General features: G+C 74.9%; 27 protein-coding genes. 18 read left to right on the plus strand and 9 right to left on the minus strand.

Translation table 11 applies throughout. The annotated features are described in order from the left end of the window. Nucleotides 1-361: 361 nt before the first annotated feature. Nucleotides 362-655, plus strand: coding sequence for a hypothetical protein (locus tag AC2A1K_RS13945; RefSeq protein WP_483896903.1), 294 nt, complete (start codon nt 362-364; stop codon nt 653-655). A gap of 32 nt (nt 656-687) precedes the next feature. Here the strand turns inward: AC2A1K_RS13945 and AC2A1K_RS13950 are convergent, their stop codons facing one another. Then, complete coding sequence (locus AC2A1K_RS13950) at nt 688-1,434, minus strand: class I SAM-dependent methyltransferase (protein WP_483896904.1); 747 nt, start codon at nt 1,432-1,434, stop codon at nt 688-690. Nucleotides 1,435-1,631: 197 nt separating this feature from the next. Between AC2A1K_RS13950 and AC2A1K_RS13955 the strand changes: the two genes are divergently transcribed. Continuing rightward, nucleotides 1,632-1,874, plus strand: a complete 243-nt coding sequence (locus tag AC2A1K_RS13955; protein ID WP_483896905.1) for a hypothetical protein — start codon at nt 1,632-1,634, stop codon at nt 1,872-1,874. A gap of 74 nt (nt 1,875-1,948) precedes the next feature. Next, nucleotides 1,949-2,212: a hypothetical protein gene (locus tag AC2A1K_RS13960; protein WP_337701041.1), complete on the plus strand. Its 264-nt coding sequence runs from the start codon at nt 1,949-1,951 to the stop codon at nt 2,210-2,212. 78 nt (nt 2,213-2,290) lie between these two features. On the opposite strand, the gene AC2A1K_RS13965 is transcribed toward AC2A1K_RS13960, so the two are convergent. After that, nucleotides 2,291-2,494: a DUF2795 domain-containing protein gene (locus tag AC2A1K_RS13965; protein WP_483896906.1), complete on the minus strand. Its 204-nt coding sequence runs from the start codon at nt 2,492-2,494 to the stop codon at nt 2,291-2,293. Nucleotides 2,495-2,544: 50 nt separating this feature from the next. Here AC2A1K_RS13965 and AC2A1K_RS13970 point away from each other — a divergent pair, with 50 nt between their 5' ends. Together AC2A1K_RS13970 and AC2A1K_RS13975 are read left to right on the plus strand one after the other, a co-directional pair. Then, nucleotides 2,545-3,015, plus strand: a complete 471-nt coding sequence (locus AC2A1K_RS13970; RefSeq protein ID WP_483896907.1) for an HAD family hydrolase — start codon at nt 2,545-2,547, stop codon at nt 3,013-3,015. A 4-nt stretch (nt 3,016-3,019) separates the two neighbouring features. Further along, nucleotides 3,020-4,336, plus strand: coding sequence for a DNA polymerase IV (locus AC2A1K_RS13975; protein WP_483896908.1), 1,317 nt, complete (start codon nt 3,020-3,022; stop codon nt 4,334-4,336). An 18-nt stretch (nt 4,337-4,354) separates the two neighbouring features. Here the strand turns inward: AC2A1K_RS13975 and AC2A1K_RS13980 are convergent, their stop codons facing one another. Continuing rightward, nucleotides 4,355-4,897: a L,D-transpeptidase gene (locus AC2A1K_RS13980; RefSeq protein WP_483896909.1), complete on the minus strand. Its 543-nt coding sequence runs from the start codon at nt 4,895-4,897 to the stop codon at nt 4,355-4,357. A gap of 528 nt (nt 4,898-5,425) precedes the next feature. On the opposite strand from AC2A1K_RS13980, the gene AC2A1K_RS13985 reads away from it, so the two are divergent. The 4 genes from AC2A1K_RS13985 to AC2A1K_RS14000 all read left to right on the plus strand — a co-directional run bounded on the left by AC2A1K_RS13985 (nt 5,426) and on the right by AC2A1K_RS14000 (nt 8,713). Beyond that, entirely contained in the window at nt 5,426-6,007 is a 582-nt protein-coding gene (locus AC2A1K_RS13985) for a hypothetical protein (RefSeq protein ID WP_483896910.1), read from the plus strand. Next, the gene (locus tag AC2A1K_RS13990; RefSeq protein WP_483896911.1) at nt 5,992-7,149 is read left to right on the plus strand and encodes a hypothetical protein; all 1,158 of its coding nucleotides are present in this window, start codon (nt 5,992-5,994) and stop codon (nt 7,147-7,149) included. Before AC2A1K_RS13985 ends, AC2A1K_RS13990 begins: the two co-directional genes overlap by 16 nt. A 130-nt stretch (nt 7,150-7,279) precedes the next feature. After that, complete coding sequence (locus AC2A1K_RS13995; protein WP_483897067.1) at nt 7,280-8,164, plus strand: G1 family glutamic endopeptidase; 885 nt, start codon at nt 7,280-7,282, stop codon at nt 8,162-8,164. 123 nt (nt 8,165-8,287) lie between these two features. Beyond that, the gene (locus tag AC2A1K_RS14000; protein WP_483896912.1) at nt 8,288-8,713 is read left to right on the plus strand and encodes a hypothetical protein; all 426 of its coding nucleotides are present in this window, start codon (nt 8,288-8,290) and stop codon (nt 8,711-8,713) included. 27 nt (nt 8,714-8,740) lie between these two features. Here the strand turns inward: AC2A1K_RS14000 and AC2A1K_RS14005 are convergent, their stop codons facing one another. Then, the gene (locus AC2A1K_RS14005) at nt 8,741-9,307 is read right to left on the minus strand and encodes a TetR/AcrR family transcriptional regulator (protein ID WP_483896913.1); all 567 of its coding nucleotides are present in this window, start codon (nt 9,305-9,307) and stop codon (nt 8,741-8,743) included. Between the two features lie 61 nt (nt 9,308-9,368). Here AC2A1K_RS14005 and AC2A1K_RS14010 point away from each other — a divergent pair, with 61 nt between their 5' ends. After that, complete coding sequence (locus AC2A1K_RS14010; protein WP_483896914.1) at nt 9,369-10,424, plus strand: zinc-binding dehydrogenase; 1,056 nt, start codon at nt 9,369-9,371, stop codon at nt 10,422-10,424. A gap of 52 nt (nt 10,425-10,476) precedes the next feature. On the opposite strand, the gene AC2A1K_RS14015 is transcribed toward AC2A1K_RS14010, so the two are convergent. Next, nucleotides 10,477-11,643, minus strand: a complete 1,167-nt coding sequence (locus AC2A1K_RS14015) for an epoxide hydrolase family protein (protein WP_483896915.1) — start codon at nt 11,641-11,643, stop codon at nt 10,477-10,479. 153 nt (nt 11,644-11,796) lie between these two features. Here AC2A1K_RS14015 and AC2A1K_RS14020 point away from each other — a divergent pair, with 153 nt between their 5' ends. The 6 genes from AC2A1K_RS14020 (at nt 11,797) to AC2A1K_RS14045 (ending at nt 15,846) form a co-directional block, all read left to right on the plus strand. Continuing rightward, the gene (locus AC2A1K_RS14020) at nt 11,797-12,048 is read left to right on the plus strand and encodes a hypothetical protein (RefSeq protein ID WP_483896916.1); all 252 of its coding nucleotides are present in this window, start codon (nt 11,797-11,799) and stop codon (nt 12,046-12,048) included. A 106-nt stretch (nt 12,049-12,154) separates the two neighbouring features. Then, on the plus strand, nt 12,155-12,661 hold the full coding sequence (locus AC2A1K_RS14025; protein ID WP_483896917.1) for a thiamine pyrophosphate-dependent enzyme: 507 nt from the start codon (nt 12,155-12,157) through the stop codon (nt 12,659-12,661). 97 nt (nt 12,662-12,758) lie between these two features. Beyond that, nucleotides 12,759-13,769, plus strand: a complete 1,011-nt coding sequence (locus AC2A1K_RS14030; RefSeq protein WP_483896918.1) for an ABC transporter ATP-binding protein — start codon at nt 12,759-12,761, stop codon at nt 13,767-13,769. 11 nt (nt 13,770-13,780) lie between these two features. After that, nucleotides 13,781-14,560 (plus strand): ABC transporter permease, encoded by a 780-nt coding sequence (locus tag AC2A1K_RS14035; protein ID WP_483897068.1) that lies wholly within the window; start codon nt 13,781-13,783, stop codon nt 14,558-14,560. 1 nt (nt 14,561) lies between these two features. Further along, nucleotides 14,562-15,095 (plus strand): dimethylsulfonioproprionate lyase family protein, encoded by a 534-nt coding sequence (locus tag AC2A1K_RS14040; protein WP_483896919.1) that lies wholly within the window; start codon nt 14,562-14,564, stop codon nt 15,093-15,095. Nucleotides 15,096-15,132: 37 nt separating this feature from the next. After that, nucleotides 15,133-15,846, plus strand: coding sequence for a DUF2267 domain-containing protein (locus AC2A1K_RS14045; protein ID WP_483896920.1), 714 nt, complete (start codon nt 15,133-15,135; stop codon nt 15,844-15,846). Nucleotides 15,847-15,850: 4 nt separating this feature from the next. Here the strand turns inward: AC2A1K_RS14045 and AC2A1K_RS14050 are convergent, their stop codons facing one another. Beyond that, nucleotides 15,851-16,459: a maleylpyruvate isomerase N-terminal domain-containing protein gene (locus tag AC2A1K_RS14050; RefSeq protein ID WP_483896921.1), complete on the minus strand. Its 609-nt coding sequence runs from the start codon at nt 16,457-16,459 to the stop codon at nt 15,851-15,853. Nucleotides 16,460-16,508: 49 nt separating this feature from the next. Continuing rightward, nucleotides 16,509-17,117, minus strand: a complete 609-nt coding sequence (gene wrbA / locus AC2A1K_RS14055; protein WP_483896922.1) for an NAD(P)H:quinone oxidoreductase — start codon at nt 17,115-17,117, stop codon at nt 16,509-16,511. Between the two features lie 149 nt (nt 17,118-17,266). Here wrbA and AC2A1K_RS14060 point away from each other — a divergent pair, with 149 nt between their 5' ends. Together AC2A1K_RS14060 and AC2A1K_RS14065 are read left to right on the plus strand one after the other, a co-directional pair. After that, complete coding sequence (locus AC2A1K_RS14060; RefSeq protein WP_483896923.1) at nt 17,267-18,580, plus strand: PucR family transcriptional regulator; 1,314 nt, start codon at nt 17,267-17,269, stop codon at nt 18,578-18,580. Beyond that, nucleotides 18,577-20,520, plus strand: a complete 1,944-nt coding sequence (locus tag AC2A1K_RS14065; RefSeq protein ID WP_483896924.1) for a homocysteine S-methyltransferase family protein — start codon at nt 18,577-18,579, stop codon at nt 20,518-20,520. The genes AC2A1K_RS14060 and AC2A1K_RS14065 overlap by 4 nt, the downstream gene beginning before the upstream one ends. Here AC2A1K_RS14065 and AC2A1K_RS14070 read toward each other — a convergent pair. Both AC2A1K_RS14070 and AC2A1K_RS14075 read right to left on the minus strand, forming a co-directional pair. Continuing rightward, nucleotides 20,510-20,743, minus strand: a complete 234-nt coding sequence (locus AC2A1K_RS14070; RefSeq protein WP_483896925.1) for a hypothetical protein — start codon at nt 20,741-20,743, stop codon at nt 20,510-20,512. The two genes, AC2A1K_RS14065 and AC2A1K_RS14070, sit on opposite strands and share 11 nt — an antisense overlap. A 168-nt stretch (nt 20,744-20,911) precedes the next feature. Beyond that, a complete protein-coding gene (locus AC2A1K_RS14075; protein WP_483896926.1) occupies nt 20,912-21,661 on the minus strand; it encodes a tyrosine-protein phosphatase in 750 nt (249 codons plus the stop codon). Between the last annotated feature and the right edge of the window lie 83 nt (nt 21,662-21,744).

Here is a 21,744-nt window from a genome sequence, read left to right on the forward strand (position 1 = left end):
GGGGCCACCCCCGCGCGGACCAGCCCCCACGGGGTGGCCAGCCGGTCGAACATGTCCACCCGTACGTCCAGATCCGCGTCGAGCAACGCGGCCGCGGCGTAGAAGCCCGACGGCCCGGAACCGACGACGGCGACGTGGTGGGGTCGCGTCGCGTGATTCTCCACCGGATCATCGTGGCCCACCCCACGGCGGGCCGCACCCGTCGGTTTCCGGCGTCGTCGGTCGCCACGCCGAGCGCGACACGCCGTCGGACAGGTGATCCCGAGTCGGGGCGTGGCTCGATCCCGCCTCGGTCGAGTGGTCACTCCATGGGCTCATCGAGTGGGAGATCGCCGCGTCACCAGGACTAACGTCCCCATCGATGATCGAAGACGAGCTCGGCGCGCTCGACGAGACGGGCGCGACGACCGGGACCCCGTGGCGGCGCGGCCGCGACGTGCTCGACGACTACGCGGGCGGTGGCGTGCTCTCCGAGGAGCTCGCCGACGACCTCGTCAACGACCTCGTCGGCCTCGTCGGCAGCAGCGCGCGCACCCGCCGCCCCCGGCGCGGACCGCACACCGGCACGCGCCCGGGACCGCAGCCGAGCCGGCCGGCGACGACTCCGGCCGCGGCCCGGCCGCGCCTGGTGCTCGTGCGTGGTGGCGAGGGCTAGCACTCTCGCGGCAGTCGCCCCGGCGCGACGGATCAGTCCTTCACCGCGACCAGGACCAGGTAGGTCAGATCGTCGCCGGCCATGCTCACGCGGTGCCGGAAGCTGCGCCGCACGAGGGTGCGGGTCCGGTGCGCGGATGCGCTGGTCGCCTCGAGCATCGCCTCGACGTCGGTGATGTCGTGGTCCTTCTCGCCGCCGGCCAGCGTCAGCGCGAGGAACGATCCGGGCGGGAACGCGTCCCACAGCTGCGCCAGCGAGTCCACCGGCACGTGCCCCTCGCCGACGGCACCCGCCGCGACGAGCGCGGTGAGGCGCTCCGCGCCGACCAGGGCCGTCACCTGCTCGACGTCGAGACGCTCGCCCACCAGGTAGTGCTGGTAGAGCCCGGGCCGGTCGCGGTGCGCGGCCTCGCGGGCCTCCGGAATGCCGTCGGCGCCCGCGACGACGGTGACGCCGCGGGCGCGCAGCTCCTCGCCGACGACGCCGTTGCCGGCGCCGAGGTCGAAGGTCCGCAGGTCGGCGGGGTCGCGTCCCTCGTCGGCCGCGGCCTCGACGAGCGCGGCGGCCACGGTCGCCGGTGACGCGCACTCGAGGCGGCGCTGCACGACCTCCTCGTACAACCCGGGAACGTCGTACACGCGGGCGTAGTCGTGCAGCGTGATCCGCTCGTCGGTGCCGTCGGCGTGGTGGAGCAGGAACTCCTCCTGCGCCTGACGGCGCCCCGGGGTCGTGTCGAGCTCCACGGTCCACCCGGCCGTCGGCTGCTCTGCTGTGGCCATGCGGAGCATCATGCCGGGACCTGCGGGCCCGCTGCTGTGGCGAACGTCCCCGTCCCGCCGCTGTGGCCTGGGTCCCGCAGCGGTTTCCCGCTGGTCCCCCAACGGCCACTCTCGGTGGGGTCAGGCCACGCGTCGAGGTCGCCGCTGCGCACGACCCGGGTCGGCCGGAGCTCCGGCCGCCGCAGGGGAGGTCCGCCATGAGTGTCGTACCCGCTCACTCGCCCGTCGCCCAGCTGATGCGACCGGGAGCGCGCCCGCAACAGGCGGACGTCCCGGTCGGCGACCGGGAACACGCGATCACCGTCGTGTGCCACCTCCTGCACGCCGAGTGCGAGCAGTGGAGCTGGACCAGCCACCGCGCCGACGCGCACCGCCGGGAGGCGGTGCGCATCGTCGGTGCGCTCACCCGAGAGGGGTGGGCACCCCGCTCAGCCGCCTGAGAGGACGTGCTCATCAGCCCGGACGGCCGGTAGATTGCTGCTCTGATCGGCCCACCGGGCCGGAAGGGGTGGGCATGGCCATCGAGGTGGACGGCGTCGAGCTGCACGAGACGTCGCGGGGGTCGGGCGCGGCGTGGCGATGGAGCTCCGGCGGACCCGACCCGATCGACTACGAGATCCAGTGGGTCGAGAACAAGGACACGTTCCTCTACGGCACCCGCGTGCGCCCGGGCGGCTGGAACCTCTCACAGCTCGACCCGAACACCTGGCTCGGCGACGGGACGCTCGAGGGCGCGCGGGACATGGTGAAGCGCGGCCTTCCGACGCTGCCGCACTGACCCGCCTGGAGAACGAGCGGCGCTCCCGCTGGTACGTGTGCGGCAGCGAGAGCGCCGTTCGCTCGTTCCGGGTCGGGCTCAGCCGCCGAGCGCGCCCACCGCGCTCAGCTTCTTCATGACGGCGTTCGGGCCGTCGAACTGCTCCTTGTCGAGACCCTTGATGGTGTCGACGAGCCGCTGGTCGGCGCCCTGCGAACTGGCGTGCTGCGCCAGGTCGTCGGGGCCACCCGGGTACTCGAACCCGGCGAGCGACTTCTGCACCTGCGTGACGTCGTAACCCATGACCGGCGGATCCCCGACGGTCCGTCCCTCGAACCGCGACACTCACCGGCGTGACGACGCCCCCGTTCCCCGCCGTCGTGTTCGACCTCGACGGCACGCTCACCGTCCCGGGCACGACGCGCTCGGCGCCCGGGGTCGCTGCGCTGGTCGAGGCCTTGCACGCGCGCGGGGTGCGCCTCGCGGTGGCGACGTCGGCGAGCACGGCGACAGCGCGCCGGGTCCTCGACGACCTCGGCCTCCGTCGCTGCTTCGCGAGCGTCGCCGGGCGCGGGGTCGACGGGCGCTACCCGGGCAAGGCGGCGGTCGTCGGCGAGGCGCTGCTCGGGCTCGGGATCACCGAGGCCGCCCCCGGCACCCCGATGGTCGGCGACAGCCCCGCCGACCTCGAGGCGGCCCTCGCGCACGACCTCGTGCCGGTCGGCGTGGGCTGGAACGGCGCACGGGAGGAGGCTCTGTGGGTCGCCGGGGCGACGGTGGTGCTGCGTCGCCCGGACGAGCTGTGGTCGCTCGGGGCATCCTGAACCCGTGCCCCGCTGGGTCCTGCACCTCGACCTCGACTCGTTCTTCGCGTCCGCGGAGCAGCTGACCCGTCCCACGCTGCGCGGGCGTCCGGTGCTCGTCGGCGGCCTCGGGCCGCGCGGGATCGTCGCGGGCGCCAGCGGCGAGGCGAAGGTGTTCGGGGTGCGCTCGGCGATGCCGATGGGCCAGGCGCGGCGGCTGTGCCCGCACGCCACGGCGCTGCCCCCGCGCACCGCGCTCTACCGCGTGCTCTCCGAGCGCTTCTTCGGTGTCGTGCGGGCGTGGGCGCCGGTGCTCGAGCAGATCGCGTACGACGAGACCTTCGCCGAACCCGAGGCGCTCGCCGACGCCGGCGCGGACGACGTGCGCGCTTTCGCCGAGAAGCTGCGGGCGGAGGTCCGCGCGGTCACGGGGCTCGCGGTGTCGGTGGGCGCCGGGTCGGGCAAGCAGGTCGCCAAGATCGCGTCCGGGCTCGCGAAGCCGGACGGCGTCCACGTCGTGCCCCAGGGCGGCGAGCGGGCCCTGCTCGACCCGCTGCCGGTGCGCGCGCTGTGGGGGATCGGCCCGGTCGCCGAGGCCACCCTGCACCGCAGTGGCATCGAGACCGTCGCCGCGCTCGCCGCCATGGACGCCACCGACGTCACCGCGCTGCTCGGGTCGGCCGTCGGAACCGGGCTGCACCGGCTGGCCCGCGGGCTGGACGACCGCCCCCTGGTCGAGCGCGGCGAGGCCAAGCAGGTCAGCGCGGAGACCACGTTCGACGAGGACCTCTCGGACCTGGGCGCGGTCCGCGCCGCGGTCGCCGAGCTGGCCGAGGGCGCCCACCGGCGTCTGGTGGCCTCCCACCGGGCCGCCCGCACGGTCAGCGTGAAGATCCGCAGCGCGTCGTTCGGCACCACCAGCCGAGCCGAGACCCACCCCGACGCCACCACCGACCTCGCGACCCTCACCGGCACCGCCCAGCGCCTCGCTGTCGCCGCGCTGCCCGACGCCGGCGTGCGGCTGGTCGGCGTCTCGTTCTCCGGGCTCACCACGGCGGTGCAGGGGGCGCTGTTCCCGGGGACGCCGACGCCCGAGCCGACCCGGTCGCCGAACCCGGAGCCCGAACCGCAGATCGAGCCCGAGCCGGAAACCGGCCGCGGGTGGCGCACCGGCGACGATCTCGCCCACCCCGAGCACGGCCACGGCTGGGTGCAGGGCAGCGGGCACGGGCGCGTCACCGCCCGCTTCGAGACCGCGACCACCGGGTCCGGGCGCGCCCGCACGTTCGCCGCCGACGACCCGGCGCTGACCCGCGCCGATCCCGTCGCCAGCCTCGCGTGACCCGCGGGCCGGGACCGGTCACGGGACGATCTGGACGGAGTCCCCGACCTCCAGCTCGTTGAAGAACCTCTCGGCCGCCACCCGGTCGAGACGAATGCAACCCGCGGAGGGCCGGGTGAGATCGCCCTCGTGGAAGGCGTATCCACGCTCGTCGTCGAAGAACACGGCGAAGGGCATCGGGGTGTCGTAGATCGCGCTCACGTGGTCGATCGACTTCCGCGTGACCGAGTAGTCGCCGGTGGGGCTCGGGTGCTGCGGCGAGCCTGCGGTGAGAGGGACGGGACCGAAGATGACACGACCCTCACGGTCCCGCAGCCACGCATACCGGGCGCTGAGGTCAGCGCACGCGCGGATCGTCGGCGCGCACGGCGGTGACGCGGTGGGTTCCGCGGCCGCCGACGGCGCGGATTCGCCCAGGAAGTGATTCCCGGTTCGATCGAGCCACGGCAGCGCGGAGAACGAGATCGCGAGCACGACGGCGAGCATCAGGGCCTGTAACAGGAATCGTCGCGGTGAAACTCGGAATCGGCGAGAACGCCCGGAGAGGTGATGACGACCCACATGTTCTCCCTCGTCGGCCGAGCCGCCTCGCGAGTGCGAGCACGAATCCCTCGGTGTGCCCGAGTGTGGGGTGGGGCCGGTCGACCTCTCCAGGCGGAACGGCCGTGATTACTCCAAGGAGTGAGACCGAGTCGCATTCACTCGAATGCAACCTCACCCACCTCGGTGAGGAGAGCGGTCACGCGTTGACCCGGGACTCTCGGCGACTGTTCAGTTTGTGCGCCGAGCGGTCGGCGGGGTGAGTCGAATCGACAAGATCTTGCGCCAGGGGGGGGAACATGAGCAACGTCAGAGCCATGATGGTCGGTCTGGCCGTCGTGATCGGGGGTCTCACTGCGGGTGCACCGCTCGCTCATGCGGGTGAAGATCCTGTGGCTCCGCCCGCGGAGCCCGTTCCTGATCCTTCGAGTCCCGCGCCGAAACCTCCGAGCGGCGAAGAGACGCCACCCGCTGGCGGCGCGTCCTCCCCGATCACCGACCTTCCGCCGGAGCTCCAGGGCCCGAGTGGCCCGGATGCGGGCGGTGCGGGTGCCGGCAGCGACGACGGTGCCGCAGGCGGTGCGGGCACCGCGAGCGATGCTGGTGCGGCGGGTGCCGGAGGTGACGACGCTGCCGCGGGCGGGGCGACCACGCCAGGCGATGCTGGTGCGGCGGGTGCCGGAGGTGATGACGCTGCCGCGGGCGGGTCGGGCGCCGCAGGTGACGACGCTGCCGCGGGCGGTGCGACCACGCCAGGCGATGCTGGTGCGGCGGGTGCCGGAGGTGACGACGCTGCCGCGGGCGGTGCGACCACGCCAGGCGATGCTGGTGCGGCGGGTGCCGGAGGTGATGACGCTGCCGCGGGCGGTGCGACCACGCCAGGCGATGCTGGTGCGGCGGGTGCCGCGAGTGATGACGCTGCCGCGGGCGGGTCGGGCGCCGCAGGTGACGACGGTGCCGTGGGCGGTGCGGGGACCGCGGGTGGTGCGGGCACCGCAGGCGATGCTGGTGCGGCGGGTGCCGGCGGTGACGACGCTGCTGCGGGTGACACGGGTGTCGCCTCCGACGACCTCTCCGCCGGCGAGCCCCTGGGAGGGCAGTCCGCCCCGCTCACGGTGCTCAACGGGCTGAGCGCGCTCACCGTGCTGCTCGACGAGGACGCCGAAACCGACGGCGTCTCGCAGGACGTCGGGGCGATCCCGGGCGACCCTGACGCCGCCGGGGCCGGCGATCAGCCCGGCTCGGGCACGTCGGACGCCATCCAGGTCGCTCCCGGCGACGTCGTCAGTGCCGGGTCCGGGGGTCCGGTGGTGGTCCCCGGACCCTTCGAGCCCGGACCGGTGGCTCCCGAGACACCTCCGGGCCAGATCGGGGGCTCGAGCGAGTCCGACGTCGGCAACAGCCCCGTCCTGCTGGCTCCGGACGATCCGGCCACGGCCCCGGACGGCGCCGCTGTCGGCGCGCCTCCGGCGTCAGGAACGACACCCGAGCCGGCTCCGGTCGATTCCGGGACCGCCCCCTCGGCGCCCCTGCAGCTCCTCAACGGCTTGAGCGCGCTGAGCGAGCTCCTCGACGAGGAGGTGGATGACGCCGCCGATCCCGGCGGCGTGGCAGGCACCACCCCCGACATCCCGGTGGGCACCGCGCCCGGCACAGCGCCCGGCCCAGCGCCCGGCCCAGCGCCCGGCCCAGCGCCCGGCACGGTCGGCGGGTCCATGACGCCAGGCGGAGCGGTCGGGACCGCACCGCTGCCCGGTGCCGGGACCGGGGGGACGACACCGACCGGAGCCGGGTGCGCGTGCGCGCCTCCGTCCTACCCGTACGCGCCGACCGGCGGGTACCAGCCCTGGCCCGTCGCGGCGGCGCCCGGCTACCCGACGATGCCCGCGGCGCCGCCCGGCGTCGCCTACGGTTATCCCGGCCCCGGGTACGCCGGACCGGGGCCGGGCTACGTGCCCGCGTACCCGGCGATGCCGGGCTACGGTGCGCCCGTCCCGGGCGGGTGCGCCCCGGGCTGCGGCGGCTCGGCCGGTCCCGGCCCCTACCCCGGCGCTCCGATGGGGTGCGGCGGTGGATGCGGTGTGCCCTCGACGGCCGCCCCGGTCTCCGGGGTCGCGCCGGGCTCGGCGGCGTGCGCGTGCGGTCCTCGCGACGCACGCGACGCACGTGACGGGAACCCGTCCGATCGCGGCCGTCACGACGAGGGGTCGGGTCTGCTCCGGGTCCACGATCTCACCGCCGTCCCTGCGCGAGACGTCCCGCAGCACGGCTGAACCTCGCCATCGTCGACCATCGACAGCGGCTCCTCTGCTCGAGTTCCGGAGTGCGCGTCCCATTCATCGGAGTCATGCCATGCGTCGTCGAGCTGTCCTCGGCGTCATTCTCCTGACGTTGTTCATCGTCATGTCCGGCTTGTTTCACGGCAGCGCCGCGTCCGCCGCGGCGCGGGATATCAGTTCCTACAACTGGGCCGGCTATGCCGTTCGGGGACCGTTGATGGACGCCGTGGTTCTCGAATTCTCCGTGCCGTCGGTCACCTGCGCCCGCGACCGGCAGGCCCTGTCGATCTGGGCGGGTTTCGGCGGCCTGGTCGAGAAATCGTTGGTCCAGGCCGGCGTCCAGGTCGTCTGCGAGGGGACGAATTCGCGGTACAACCTGTTCCAACAGTTCACGAACGGTACCGGCGCGTCCACCGAGGGGCCGCAGGTCGCGCCCGGGGACTACGTGCGGGTCGTCATCTGCCCCGGACGTGGTGGGGCGACCACGGGGATCTGCGTGCCGTCGGCCCCACGGGAGACGGACTACATGACCTCGGTCGCCTTCAAGCGCGGCGGCACCGGCGACTACCAGCTCTGGAGCGAGAGCCTCCGGCCGCTGGCGTGGACGAACACCCGGCGGGAGGCGGAGTGCGTCATGGAGCGTCCCCGGGACGCCGTGTCGTTCGAGCTGCTCGACAATCCTCAGTTCACACCGCCCGCCCTGAAGTGCCTCCCGTACCGCTCGGTGAGCCCGATCAGCCGCGTCAACATCGCGGAGGGCGGGGGCGGCTACGCCGCCTACCGATTGAGCCTCGTCCCGGGCAATCCCGGCGAGTCCCGGTCCGAACCGGCGGGCCCCGCGATCGCTCCGGGCCGGCTCGGCGAGCCGTCGGCCGGGGCCGCTCCGGGGCTCACCGCGACGGGCGGCGCGCAGCCCGTCACGCCGTCGACGGCCTCGCGGGTGCCGTCCTCGGACACGCCCCTGACCGCGGCCCCGCTCGGCGGCTCGCCGATGCTCAGCGCCCCGTGAGGCGGACCCCGCCGACCGGCGGCGTCCACCGCACGGCCGGAAGTGAACCGGCGAGCACGCCGGAGCGACTCCGCCTGCTCGATCAGCCCACGCCACACCAGCTCGAATCCTCGGGAGGACGACATGCAGTTGCGCACGATTCTCGGAGGCATCACGGTGGCCTTCCTGGCGGTCCTGCTGCTGGCAGCGGGCGCATCGGCGGCCCCCAGCGCCCAGGTCTCGCTCGGCCCCGTCGTCGTCCCCGAGGGGCCGCTCCGGGTCTGCATCGGTGACCGCTGCGAGGTCACGCCGCCCGTGTCGTCGGTGTCGCTGGCGCTCAGCGCAACGGCCCAGCCCGAGGGGTCCGGTGCCCGTCCGGCCGTGGCGGCCATGCCCTGCCCGTCGGGCAGCGGCGTGGCTGCGCAGATCGTCGGGGCGTCGGGCGCCACGGTGGCCTCCGGGAGGCTCACGCTCGGGGCCGCGGGTGGGTCGTCCGCGGTCCTGCCCGTGCGCCGGACCTCGGTCGCCGGTGCCCCGCCGCTGACCGTGTCGGCCTGCACGCTGCGATAGGTCGCGGCGCGCCCGGGCCGCCGGCGCTCAGGGTGTCGCCGTGTCCACCAGGAGCCGCGCCGCCGCCCCGGCGGCGCCGGGCGCCCCGGGCTCCGCGGCGACCGCGCGCGTCACGAGCGCGCCCTCGTGCAGCAGGAGGAGCTGCAGGGCGAGGGCATCGGGGTCGTGGACCCCCGCCTCGGCGAGCTCGGTGGCGAACAGCTCCCGGAGCCACCGCTTCTCGTCGTCGATGACGGCCCGCGCGGGGTGGTCGGCGTCGTCGAGCTCGGCGAAGGCGTTGACGAACGCGCACCCCCGGCTCGTGCCCTCCGCGACCCAGTCCGCCAGCACCGGGAACGGGGCCAGCACGCGGCGCGCCGGCTCGCTCTCCGCCTCGACCGCGGCGCGCACCTGCGCGCGCCAGCGCTCGTCGCGTTCGCGCAGGTAGGTCGCGACGAGCACGTCCTTGGAGCCGAAGCGGTCGTAGAGCGTGCGCTTCGTGACGCCGGACTCCGCCGCGATCGTGTCCACCCCGACCGCGTGGATCCCGTGCGCGTAGAAGAGCTCCGAGGCGACGTCGAGGATGCGCCGGGCGCCGGGGGTCATGGTCGTCATCTGCCTCCTTCACAGATCTGTGTACTGTGAACTTCACAGACCAGTGTAGTCGGAGGTGGGCATGATCCCGGAGAAGATGAGCGCCGCGGTGCTGACGCGGCACGGCGGACCGGACGTGCTCGAGGTCCGGAGCGTCGCGGTGCCGACGCCCGGCCCGGGCGAGGTGCTGGTCCGCGTGACGGCGGCGGCGGTCAACAACACCGACCTCTGGACCCGGCGCGGCGCCTACGGCCTGCCCGGAGACCCGGACGCGCTCGCCGGCTGGCGGGGCCCCGTGACCTTCCCGCGCATCCAGGGCGCCGACATCGCCGGCGAGATCGCCGCGGTCGGCGACGGCGTGGACGCGGCGCGGGTCGGGGAGCGGGTGGTCGTCGACCCGGCGTTCTACGACGGCGACGGTCCGGACGCGGGACCGATCGGGCTGCTCGGCAGCGAGGCCGACGGCGGCTTCGCCGGGTACGTCGTCTGCGGCGACGCGCGAGCCCACGAGGTCGGCGCCTCACCGCTGACCGACGAGGAGATCGCCTGCCTCCCGACCGCCTACGGGACGGCCGCAGGGATGCTCGCGCGTGGTCGGGTCGCCGCGGGCGAGACGGTGTTCGTCACCGGCGCCTCGGGCGGCGTGGGCCTCGCGGCCGTGCAGCTCGCGGCGGCCCGGGGCGCGCGCGTCGTGGCGCTCACCGCACCGGGCAAGGAAGAGGCGCTGCGCGAGGCCGGCGCGGCGGGGGTCGTCCTGCGCGGACCGGCTCCGGACGCGGTCGCCGACGCCGCGACCGAGGCGGCCGGCGGTCCCCTCGACGCCGTCGTCGACGTCGTCGGCGGCCCGCTGCTACCCGCGCTGCTCGACCGCATCCGTGACGGTGGCCGGTGGGTGATCGCCGGGGCGATCGGCGGGCACACCGTCGACCTCGACCTGCGTCGGCTCTACCTGCACAACGTGAGCCTCGTCGGCTCGTCGATGCACACGCCGACGCACTTCGCCGACCTCGTCGCCGACGCCCTCGCCGGGCGCGTCCGCCCGCGGATCGCCGGCCGCTACGCCCTCGCCGACATCCACGCCGCGCAGGAGGAGTTCGCCCGCGCCGCGCACGTCGGCAAGATCGTCGTCCTGCCGTGATCAACGGGGACCTTGCGCGCATAGAAGCAGCGAACACCACGTTCGCTGCGGATCAGGCGAGCGCGAACGCCGCCCGCAGCTCGTCGACGAAGTCGCGGGGGACCTCCAGCGAGGCGAAGTGGCCGCCCGCGGGCAGCACGTTCCAGTAGCGCAGGTCGGTGTAGCGCGCCTCGACCCACGCGCGGGGCAGCTTGACCATCTCGGCGGGGAAGTACGAGACGGCGCTGGGCACGGTGACCGGGCTGGCGAGGTCGACGCCACCGAAGCTCTCCCAGTACAGGCGCGCGGACGACGCCCCGGAGCCGGTCAGCCAGTAAATCGTCGCGTTGTCCAGGACGCGGTCGCGGGGGACGCCGCCGAAGCCGTCGCCGTCGGTCCAGGCGACGAACTTCTCGGCGATCCAGGCGAGCTGGCCGGCCGGGGAGTCGACGAGCCCGTAGCCCAGCGTCTGGGGGCGGGTGCGCTGCTGGGCGGAGTAGCCCGAGCCGATCTTGCGGAACTCCTCGCCCTCGGCGAGCCAGCGCCGCTCGGTCTCGTCGAGCTGTGCGTCGATCCGGGCGTCGTCGAAGCCCTCCGGTCGCCGGGCCCGCGGCATCGTCGTGTGCATCATCGCGATGCGGTCGGGGTGACGGACCGCGAGCTGGGTCGTCACCATCGCGCCCCAGTCGCCGCCCTGGGCGAGGAAGCGGTCGTAGCCGAGGCGCGTCATGAGCCCGGCCCAGGCGTCGGCGATGCGGTCGACGCCCCAGCCCGCCTCGGTCGGCTTGTCGCTGAACCCGTAGCCGGGCAGTGACGGCGCGACCACGTGGAAGGCGGGCAGCGAGTCGTCGCCGGGGTCGGTCAGGGCGTCGAGGACATCGAGGAACTCCACGACCGAGCCGGGCCACCCGTGGGTGACGAGCAGTGGCTCTGCGTCACGGCGTGGTGACCGAACGTGCAAGAAGTGGATTCCGAGACCATCGATCGCGGTCCGGAACTGGCCGCGCCGGTTGAGCTCGTCCTCGACCCGGCGCCAGTCGTGCTCCTCGAGCCACGCGCGGCACAGCTCGGTGACCGCGTCCAGACCGATGCCCTGGCCGGGGTCGGTCGCCGGTTCCGGCAGACGGACGCGGCGGAGTCGTTCTTGCAGGTCAGCGAGCTGCTCCTCTGGGACGTCGAGGACGAACGGCACGACCTCGTTCGACGGATTCCCGGCGGGAACGGGTGCGTCAGCGGCCACGACACCGCACCGTATCCATCCGCGGGCGGGCCCGCCGAACGATCCCGATCAACAGGTCCGAACGCGTGGCGACTCGACACGCCGACGGCTGGAGTTCGTGACCCGAACGAGCCAACTTCGCGTCGAGGTGTCACACCGGGCCCCATGGTGGCGATGCACGAGGTGGAGGTGATCAGCGTGCTGAACGATCGATCGGCGGCTCTGCTCGCGGCGGCGGCGGACCTGGACGAGTGCGACGGGTACGTCGTCCTGGTGTTCGACCCGGAGACCGGCGAGCTCGACGCGCACGGGCCGTACGAGGGTGTCGAGGCGACCCTCCGTGCGGAGGAGATGCGGCGCGAGTTCGACGGCGACGGCCTGCCGGACGTGGTCATTCGCATCTCCCGGCTCCACAGTCCCCGCTGAGGGGTACACGTCCTCGGGCAACGGTGTCGACGGAGGGGAGAGCACGCGGACGGCGCAGGGACCCACCGTCCGGGAGGCCTCGTTCGAGGTGTTCCGGGCCCACGGCATGACGACGGTGTTCGGCAACCCGGGGTCCACCGAGCTACCGATGCTCGCCGAGCTCCCCGACGACTTCCGCTACGTGCTGGGCCTGCAGGAGGCCGCGGCGCCGGAGCACGCCGCCCTCGAGGCGCCCCGCACCGCGGGCGAGGGGCGGCTCACCGCCGGGGAGGTCTTCGCCACCATCGCCGAGGGGCGGCCGGAGGACGCGGTGCAGGCGCTGGCGTCGGCCGCGTCGCTGCAGGTCCCGGTCACCGTGCTCGTCCTCGACAACCGCGAGTACGCGATCCTCGAGTGGTTCGCCTCGCGCGAGCAGACGTCGAAGGTGCTCGGGCTGGACCTGCCCGCGATCGACCACCTCGCGCTCGCCCAGGCCTACGGGGTGCCGGCCGAGACCGTCGACACCGTCGAGGAGTTGCGCGAGGCGGTTGGGCGCGGGTCCGGGGCCGCGGCTGGTGCACGTGCCGGTGCCGACGTCGTCTTGACCTTGACCATCGTTCAGGTCTCACCCTGACGGGCACCACCGAAATCGACAAGAAGCGTGTCGGATCCCCGGCGTAGCGTCGCGACGGCGTTCGCCGAAGGGTTCGGCGCACGGGGGAGGACCGCCGGTGAGCACGCAGACGACGACGCGACCGTCGGCCGGGAGCGAGGCCGACGAGGCCGCGCCGGCGGTCGAGGTGGCCGATCTGGTGAAGCGCTACGGGCGCAGCACCACACACGCGGTCGACGGGCTGAGCTTCGCGGTCCGGCGCGGCGAGGTGTTCGGGCTGCTCGGTCCCAACGGCGCGGGCAAGACGACGACGGTCGGCGTCCTCACCACGCGCGTCACCAAGACCGCGGGGCGTGCCACGGTCGCGGGCATCGACGTCACCTCCGATCCGGTGTCGGCGCGCGCCGTGCTGGGGGTCGTGCCGCAGCGGCCCAACCTCGACCGCTCGCTCGACGCCCGCGGCAACCTCGTCTGGCACGCCGCGTACCACGGGGTGCCGCGCTCGCGGCGCCGTGCGCTGGCCGACGAGCTGCTCGAGCGCATGGGCCTGTCGGAGAAGGCGACCACCAACCCCGACGAGCTCTCCGGGGGCCAGGCCCAGCGCCTGATCATCGCCCGCGGCCTGATGCACGCGCCGCAGGTCCTGTTCCTCGACGAGCCCTCCACGGGGCTCGACCCGCAGGCGCGCCTGTTCGTGCACGACCGCGTCGAGGAGCTGGCGGCGTCGGGTGTCACGGTCGTGCTGACCACCCACGACATGGACGAGGCAGCCAAGCTCTCCGACCGGGTCGGCATCGTCGACCACGGCAGGCTGCTCGCGCTCGACACGCCGTCCGCGCTGGTCGCGAGCCTGCCCGGCGAGGCGACCATCGACGTGGTGCTCACCGGGGCCGACGTGGGCGCGCTGCAGGGGCGCATCAAGGAGGTCCGCGGAGTGGCCGGGGTGGAGGACCGGTCCGACGAGACCGACACGCGGCTCCGGGTGCGCGCGGAGGGCGAGGCCGGCGCCGCGCTCGCCCCGGTGCTCGGCGCGGTGGCCGACGGCGGCGGCACCGTGTCCCAGGTCGAGCTCGGCGAGCCGACGCTGGAGGACGTGTTCATCGATCTGACGGGGAGGGGCTTGCGGTGAGCGCGCCGACGATGGCGGGGCCGGGCCAGGGCCGGGCGTTCCTCGGGGTGCTGGGCCGCGACATCGCGGTCACCGGCAAGGAGTTCGGCACCTTCATCAGCCAGGTGCTGATGCAGCCGTTCTTCCTGCTGTTCGTGTTCGGCGTGGTGCTGGGCCAGCTCGGCTACGTCACGCCCGGCTACGCCCAGCTGCTCCTGCCCGGGCTGCTCGCGCTCAACGCGTTCTTCGTCGCCGTGCAGGCCACCGCGATCCCGCTGGTGATCGACTTCTCGTACACCAAGGAGATCGAGGACCGCCTGCTCGCGCCGCTGTCGACCCGCCTGGTCGCGGTCGAGAAGATCGTGTTCGGGGCGTCGCGAGGCCTGTTCGGGTCGCTGGTGATGATCCCGGTCGGCTACCTGGTGCTCGGCGACGTCGACTGGCAGCTCTCGGGGCTGCCGTTCTCGGCGCTGCTGCTCGTGCTGGGCTCGCTGGCCGGCGGGGCCGCCGGGCTGTGCATCGGCACGCTGGTGTCGCCGCGGAAGATCAATGTCGTGTTCGCGCTGGTGATCACGCCGCTGCTGTTCACCGGCTCGACGCAGTTCCCGTTCCTGCAGCTGGAGAACCTGCGCTGGTTCCAGGTGGTCTGCGCGCTCAACCCGATCACCTACATCTCCGAGGGGCTGCGCGCGGCGCTGACGCCGTCGGTGCCGCATCTGGCCGGCTGGGTGTGTCTGCTGGCGCTCGTCGGCTCGTGCGCGTTGTTCGGGGCGATCGGCATCCAGGGGTTCGTCCGGCGGGCGCTGGACTGAGGTGTCGGCCTGGGAGGCGCTGCGGCAACGCCTCGCGCCGGTTCTCGACGGGCTCCCCGCGGGACCACGGCGCGCGGAGCCCGGATCGCTCCCGGTGCTGGTGCACCTCGACGACGCGCTCGCCCGGGCGGGCGAGGAGGTCGACGACGAGCTCGCCGACATCCTGCGCCCGCTGGCGACGGGTGTGCCGTGGCGTCGGACCGCGGCGTACGTCGCCGACCCGCCCGACGCGTCGTTCCTCGCGGGCTACGCGCACGCGACCCTCGCCGAGGCGCCGGATGTCGTGGCCGGACTCCTGCTGCTCGGGCCCGGCGTGCGCTATCCGCCGCACCGCCACCCCGCCGCCGAGCGCTACCTGCCCACGGCGACGATCCGCTGGACGCACGGGCTCGCCGACGCCATGACACCGCAGCCGGCGGGGACCTGGATCCACCACGCACCCTGGCAGCCGCACGGGATGGAGACCGACGACCGCGCGGCGCTGATGGTCTACGTGTGGACCGGTGAGGTGAGGACGTCGTCCGCGTTCTGCTGAGGGGTACGGGGGACGGCGCGTCGGGTAGGCCCCGATCATGCGACACCAGGAGTTCCTCGCGGGCGTCGCCACCCGGGGTGGCTTCGCCTCGACCGACGAGGCCCGCCACGCCGCCGACGCCGTGCTGGCGTCCGTGGCCGCGCACCTGCCCGCCGACGACCGAGACGCGCTCGCGTCGGCGCTGCCGAATCTGCTCGAGCAGGAGTCCGGCGTCGACCGTGGGGGCGGCGGAGAGGCGTCCACGGAGACCGGCCTCGTCGACGACGTGGCGAGCCGTACCGGATGGCCCGTCGAGCGGGCCCGCTACGCGCTGACCGCGGTCACCGGGCAGCTCCGGGCGGAGGACGGCGACCTCGGCGACCGGATCACCCGCGTCCTGCCGCCCGCGCTGCTCGGCACCGGGCCGACGCTGCCACCCGACGCCGCGTCCGAGGGGGCGCAGGGCCGCCCGCAGCCGGTCGACGCCGACGAGCTCGACCGCAGGCTGGCGCGCGAGCTCGCCGACTGGTCCGGCGACCGCGCCGGCATCCAGCGCACCGTCTCGCTCCCGTCCGAGCACCTCGACCTGCTGCTCGAGCGCCTGCGCGTCGTCGAGAGCGAGACCGGCACGCGCCTGCGCATCCTCGACCGCACGCCCACCTCGCTGACGGTGCGCGCGCGGACCGAGCGCCAGGGGGTCGTCACCGCCGGCGACCTCGACCTCGCCGCCCGCTTCGACGACCTCGTCGCCGCGGTCGGTTCCGCGGCCTGACCCATCAGACCACCGAGAAGCCCGGGGGCAGCGGGCCGCGACCGGTGAGCGCGTCGAGCAGCGTGCGTCCGTGCCCGAGGCGCACGCCGGTCCGTGCCAGCACCGTCGCCACCTGGGTGATCGTGTGCTCGGTGAACGCGACGTCGAGGCCGGTCGCGGCGGCGATGTCGTGGCCGTGCACGACGAGCTCGACGGTCCGCGTCGGCACGTAGGACGCGACGCGCAGCCCGCCGGCGATCGAGCTGATCAGCGCGTCCGGGTCGGCGGCGCGGGCGGCCGCGACGGCCCGGCCGGCGAGCGCGGTGAACGTCGCCGCGGGGTCGTCACCGAGCGCCTCGCCCGCGTCGCGCCCGCGCTGGGCGACCGCCGCCTGGTCGAGACCCTCGCCGGTCATCGACGGCAGGAGCGCGTAGTAGCCCTCGGGCGAGTCGATGTCCTCGGTGTCCGCCGGCCGCCCCAGGTAGGTCAGCACGGTGACGAACGACCGGCTGGTGTGCCCGACCAGCGCGCGCAGATCCCACTCGCCGAGCGCGGGGGCGTCCCACGCGCCGTCGGGAATCCGCCCGACCAGCCCGCTGACCGCCTGCGCCGCCTCGGCGTACCCCTCCAGCATGCGAGCGATTCTCCCGGTCATCGGCGGGAGAACCGCTCCCTGACGACGGTCAGTCCTTCAGCTTGTCGGCCACCTGCGCCAGCCGCCGGCCCTGGACGCGGGCGGCGTGCAGCGTCTCGTCGTCGGGCGCCGCCGACTTCCGCGACACCCACGACGCGCCGTACGGGTTGCCGAACGACATCAGCGCCGGGTCGGCCGCGTAGCCGAGCGGCATCACGATCGTGCCCCAGTGGTAGAGCACGTTGTTCATCGCCAGGATCGTCGACTCGAGCCCGCCGTGGCCGGTGGAGGCGCTGGTGAACGCGGTGCCCACCTTGTCCGCGAGCGTGCCCTGCGCCCAGAGCCCGCCGGTGGTGTCGAGGAACGCCTTGAGCTGCTCGGCGGCCGCGCCGAACCGGGTCGGGCTGCCCAGCGCGATGCCGTCGGCCCACTCCAGATCGTCCAGCGAGGCGACGGTGTCGTACGGGTTGTCCGCGACCCAGGCCTTCCAACGACGGTTCGCCTCGATCGCCTCGGCCGGGGCGCGCTCGGTGACCGGCCGCACGCGGGTCTCGGCGCCCGCCTCACGGGCCCCCTCGGCCAAGGCCTCGGCGAGCGCGGCCACGTTGCCGGTCGCCGAGTAGAAGACGACGGCGATGCGGGGAGCGCGATCAGGCACGGTGTCCTCCCGGGTCGGTGTGGAGCCTCGATCATGACCCGTCCGGACGATGCGGGGCTGAGAGGGGTCGGGGGCGCGCTGTCGGTGCCGACTCGGTTCTGATCGCCGCACGATCCCCGCGAACGGCCGTGACAGGGGAGAATGCGGCCGTGACGACGAGGGAGGTGCGCGCGACACCCGCGGACACCCCGGGCGCCGACGCCCCGAGCGCGCGCGGTCTCGTCGCGCTCTACCGCCGGCTCTCGGGTCTCGTCGCCGCGCCCTCGGTCGACGCGCAGGCCGTCGCGTCGGTGATGACCGGTGAGCTCGGGGTGCTCGCCGCCGTCGTCGGGCCCGGGCGCGAGGTGCTCGCCGCCGCCGCGCCCGGTATGGGCGTCGCCGAGGCGTCCGCCCTCGTGCGCGCCGACGCACGCAGCGCCGTGTGGCCCCGGACCCTCGAGGTGGCGGCGACCGCCGGGCGCGCCCTGCGGGTGCCGGGCTCCGGACGGCGCGTGCAGGTGATCGCGCCGGTGCTGTTCGGTCGCGAGGTGCCCGCGTTCCTCCTGGCCGAGGAGGACACCGCGGCCCGCGACCGGCCCGAGGCCCTCGCGGGTGACGACGTCCTGCTGCTCGTCGCCGAGCACGCCGCCACGGTCGTCGGCGTCATCGCCGGGCGCGACCGGGTACTCGCCACCGCCGCGGGCCAGGTGCGCGGCGACCTCGTCAGCGGGCTGCTGCTCGACCGCGCCCGCGGCCCCGACCAGGCCGCCCAGTGGGCCGAGCACGTCGGTTACGACCAGGGCGTCGACCACCGCGTCGTCGTCGTGTCCCCGGACGACGACGGCGCCTACGGCGCGGGGCCGGCGAGCCTGCTGGGGGAGGCCGAGGAGCACCTGCTCGCCGCCGCCCCGTCCGCGCTGACCGTCGTGCGCGACACCGAGACGGTCGCCGTCGTGCCCGAGACCGACGACCCGGCCACCGTCGGCGCCGCCTGCGCGCGCCGCCTGGCGCGCGGCCGCGTGCCCGACCCGGACGCCCAGTGGCCGGTCACCGTCGCCGTCGGCGGCCCCGTCCGCGACCCGAGCGAGATCGCGACCTCCTACGACCAGGCCCGCCGCACCCTCGTCGCCGCCCGCCGGCTCGGGCGCGCCGGGCGCGTGCTGCGCTTCGACGACCTCGGCGTGCACCGCCTCCTGCTGCAGATCCCCGACCCCGAGGCTGCCCGCACCTTCGCCCGCGAGGTGCTCGGCCGCCTCGCCACCGACCGCTCCGAGCGCACCGTCGAGCTGCTGCGCACGCTCGCGCGCTACTTCCGTGAGGACGGCAGCCCGCAGCGCGTCGCCCGCGTGCTCAACGTCCACCCGAACACCGTCGGCTACCGGCTGCGGCGCGCCGAGGAGCTGGCCGGCCTCGACCTCGACGCCTACCGCGACCGGCTCGCCGCGCAGATGGCGCTGGAGATCCTCGGGGAGATGGAGGCGTGACCGAGTCGTTCACCGAGGCCCTCGGGCGCCGCGTGCTGCTGGGCGACGGCGCAATGGGCACCCTCGCCCGGGCCAGCGGCGGGCTCGTCGAGGGCCACGGCGCCGAGCTGTGCGTGATCGCCCCCGAGCTGGTCTCGGCGCTGCACGAGCGCTACCTGGCCGCGGGCGCCGACGTCCTGCAGACCCACACCTTCGCCGCCTCGCGCCCCCGCCTCGAGCGCCACGGGCTGGCCCGGCGCGTCCGCGAGATCAACCTCGCCGGCGCCCGCCTCGCGGTCGGCGTCCGCGACACCGCCGGGCGCCCGGCCTGGGTCGCGGGGTCGGTGTCGCCCGCGACCCCGCCGGGCCTCGCCCTCCCGATCGAGGAGGCGCGGGCGGCGATCGCGATCCGGGAGCAGGTCGAGGCGCTCGTCGAGGGCGGCGTCGACCTCGTCGTGCTCGAGACGTTCAGCCGCGCCGGCGAGCTGCTCGCCGCGATCACGGCGGTGCAGGAGGTCACCGACCTCCCGATCGTCGCGCAGGCGACCTTCGTCGACGAGGACGGCGACCTGCTGACCGCCGCGGGGGAGTCGCCCGCCGAGGTCGTCGCCCGCCTCGCCGACGCGGGGGCCGTCGCCGTCGGCACCAACTGCACGCTCGGGCCGCAGGGGCTGCTCGACGTCGTGCGCCGCATGGGCCCGACCGGTGGGCCCGCGCTCTCCGCGCAGCCGAACGCCGGCCTGCCCCACGTCGTCGCCGACCGCAGCGTCCGCTTCGCGGGCGACGCCGAGCACTTCGCGCGCTACGTGCTGCGCTACGTCGAGGCCGGCGCGCGGCTGGTCGGCGGGTGCTGCGGCACGACGCCCGAGCACACGGCGGCCGCCGCCCGGGCGCTGACCACGCACGACGCGTGGTCCCCGCCGACGACACCCCGCGCCGAACGCGTCGTCCCCGCACCCCGGGCGGTGCCCGACCCCACGCCCGCGCCCGACGAGGAGATCGACGAGCCGGGCCCGGGGCGTGGCGCGGTGGAGCGCTGGCTGCGCGGACGCCCGGGGCCGCGGGACTTCCTGATCGCCGCCGAGGTCGCCGGCGCCGGCGGCCCCGACGAGCACCTCGCCCGTGCCCGGCGCGCGGTCTCGGGCGGCGCGTCGGTGCTGTGGGTCAGCCGGTCGCGCGCCCGGCGCGCCACCACGAGCACCACGGGCCTCGCCGTGCACCTGCACGACCGCATCGACGTCGACACCGCGCTCACGGTGACGAGCTGGCAGACGAGCCTGCTCGCTCTCCAGGCCGACCTGCTCGGGCTGCACGCGCTGGGCGTCCGGACGCTCGTGTGCGAGACGGGCAACCCGCCGGTGCACGCCGAGCAGGCCGTGGGCGACGGCGTGTGGGAGGTCGACGGGCTCGAGCTGATGCGCCTGGCCGCCGACCTCAACCATGGCGTCGACGCGGACGGCCAGGAGCTCGGCACGGCGACGGCGTTCCGGCTCGGCGCACGCATCACGCCCGGTGCCGACGACCTCGACCACGAGGCCGCGCGGGCGGTGGCGAAGGTCGAGGCGGGGGCGGAGTTCCTGGTCTCACGGCCGGTGTTCGAGCTCGAGCGGCTGCGGACGGTCCTCGACGCCCTCGAGGCCGCCGGCCGACGGGTGCCGGTGCTGGCGTCGGTGGGCGCGCTCACCGGCTACGCCCAGGCCGAGCACCTGCGCCACGAGGTGCCCGACATCGTCGTGCCCGACGCGGTGGTCGAGCCGATGCGCCGGGCCGGCGACGGTCCCGACGCGGCGCGGACCGGGCTCTCGCTGGCGGCGGAGCTGGTCGGCCACGCCGCCGCGCTGGTCGAGGGCGTCGTCGTGCGCTGGCCGGGGTCGGCCGTGCCGGGCCTCGACCCGACGACCGCCGTGACCCGACTGCGCGCCGCCGCCGACGGAGCCGGCGGGGCGAGCGTCAGGCGCTGACGGCCTGGATCGGCCGCTCGACGGTTCGCTCGATCGGCCGCTCGACCGCGCGCGGGGTCGGGAGGACCGGTGCGACCGGGGCGCCGCGCAGGCGGGCCACGGTGGCGCGCAGGTAGGCCACCTCGCGGGTCAACGACGCGACGGTCTCGCCGTCGAAGTCGTAGGACATCTCGCGGGGCATGACCACGACACCGCAACAGGGGCACGTCGTCGGGGCGTTCATCCGGGTCACCTCGAAGTCGATCGGCGCCTCGCGGGCCTGGTGGACCCGCCTACCGACCAGTCTTCGGGGAGGGACCCCGGCCGGGCACTGTGCCCGCCCACAGAGATCACGACGGCACCGTTGTGGCGTGGCACAGGGTCGGCCGGCGGTTCCCCCGGACGGCCGCAGTCAGGCACCCTCGACGAGGCGAGCGCGCCACGCGTCGAGATCGGCGTCGGGGACACCGGCGTCTCGCAGCGGGGCGCGGGGATCGTCGTCGAGCAGGTCGAGCACCGGCTCGATGTGCGCCGGCGTCACGCCGATCCGGCTCGCCTCGACCGACGGGTCGATCGCACCCTGGACGACCAGCCGGTCTCGCAGCGCGGCACGGTGCTGGTTGGTGGCGGCGAAGTCGGCGGCCACGGTGGCGCGGTCGACGCCGGCGGCGCGCAACAGCAGCGCCACGGCGACGCCGGTGCGGTCCTTGCCGGCCGCGCAGTGCACGAGCAGCGGGCCGGGGCCGTACGCAGCGATCCCCACCAGCTGGGGCAGCCAGGCCGTGCCGATCGTCTCGACCAGCAGGAGGTAGAGCTCGCCGGCGTCGAGCTCGCCGCTGCGGCCGCGCGCCTGCTCGGCGGGGGCCAGCGACTGGAGCAGCGGCAGCGTCGTCAGCTCCGACCCGAGCGCGGGCAGCGGGTGCACCGCGGGCAGCTCGGTGGGGTTGCGCAGGTCGACGACGCTGCCGGGCGGCCAGGGCAGGCCGCCGGGGCCGCGGGTGTCGTCGCCGGCGAGGGGGGCGTCGGAGCGCCACAGGACACCGCGGCGCGTGGTGCCGCCGTCGAGCGTCCGCATCCCGCCGACGTCGCGCAGGTTCGACAGCGGGGGGTGGTGGGGGGCGACCAGGTCGGGGGCGGATCGATCCGTGTGCGTGGCCGGCACCGCGGGTCTCCTTCGGCTGGGACCTCCATGGTGCCCCGACCCCGGCTCCTCCTCGGCCGGTCGTGGGCGACTTCACCTCGGGC

The sequence above is a fragment of the Actinomycetospora sp. 2LY8.5 genome, assembly GCF_057180585.1.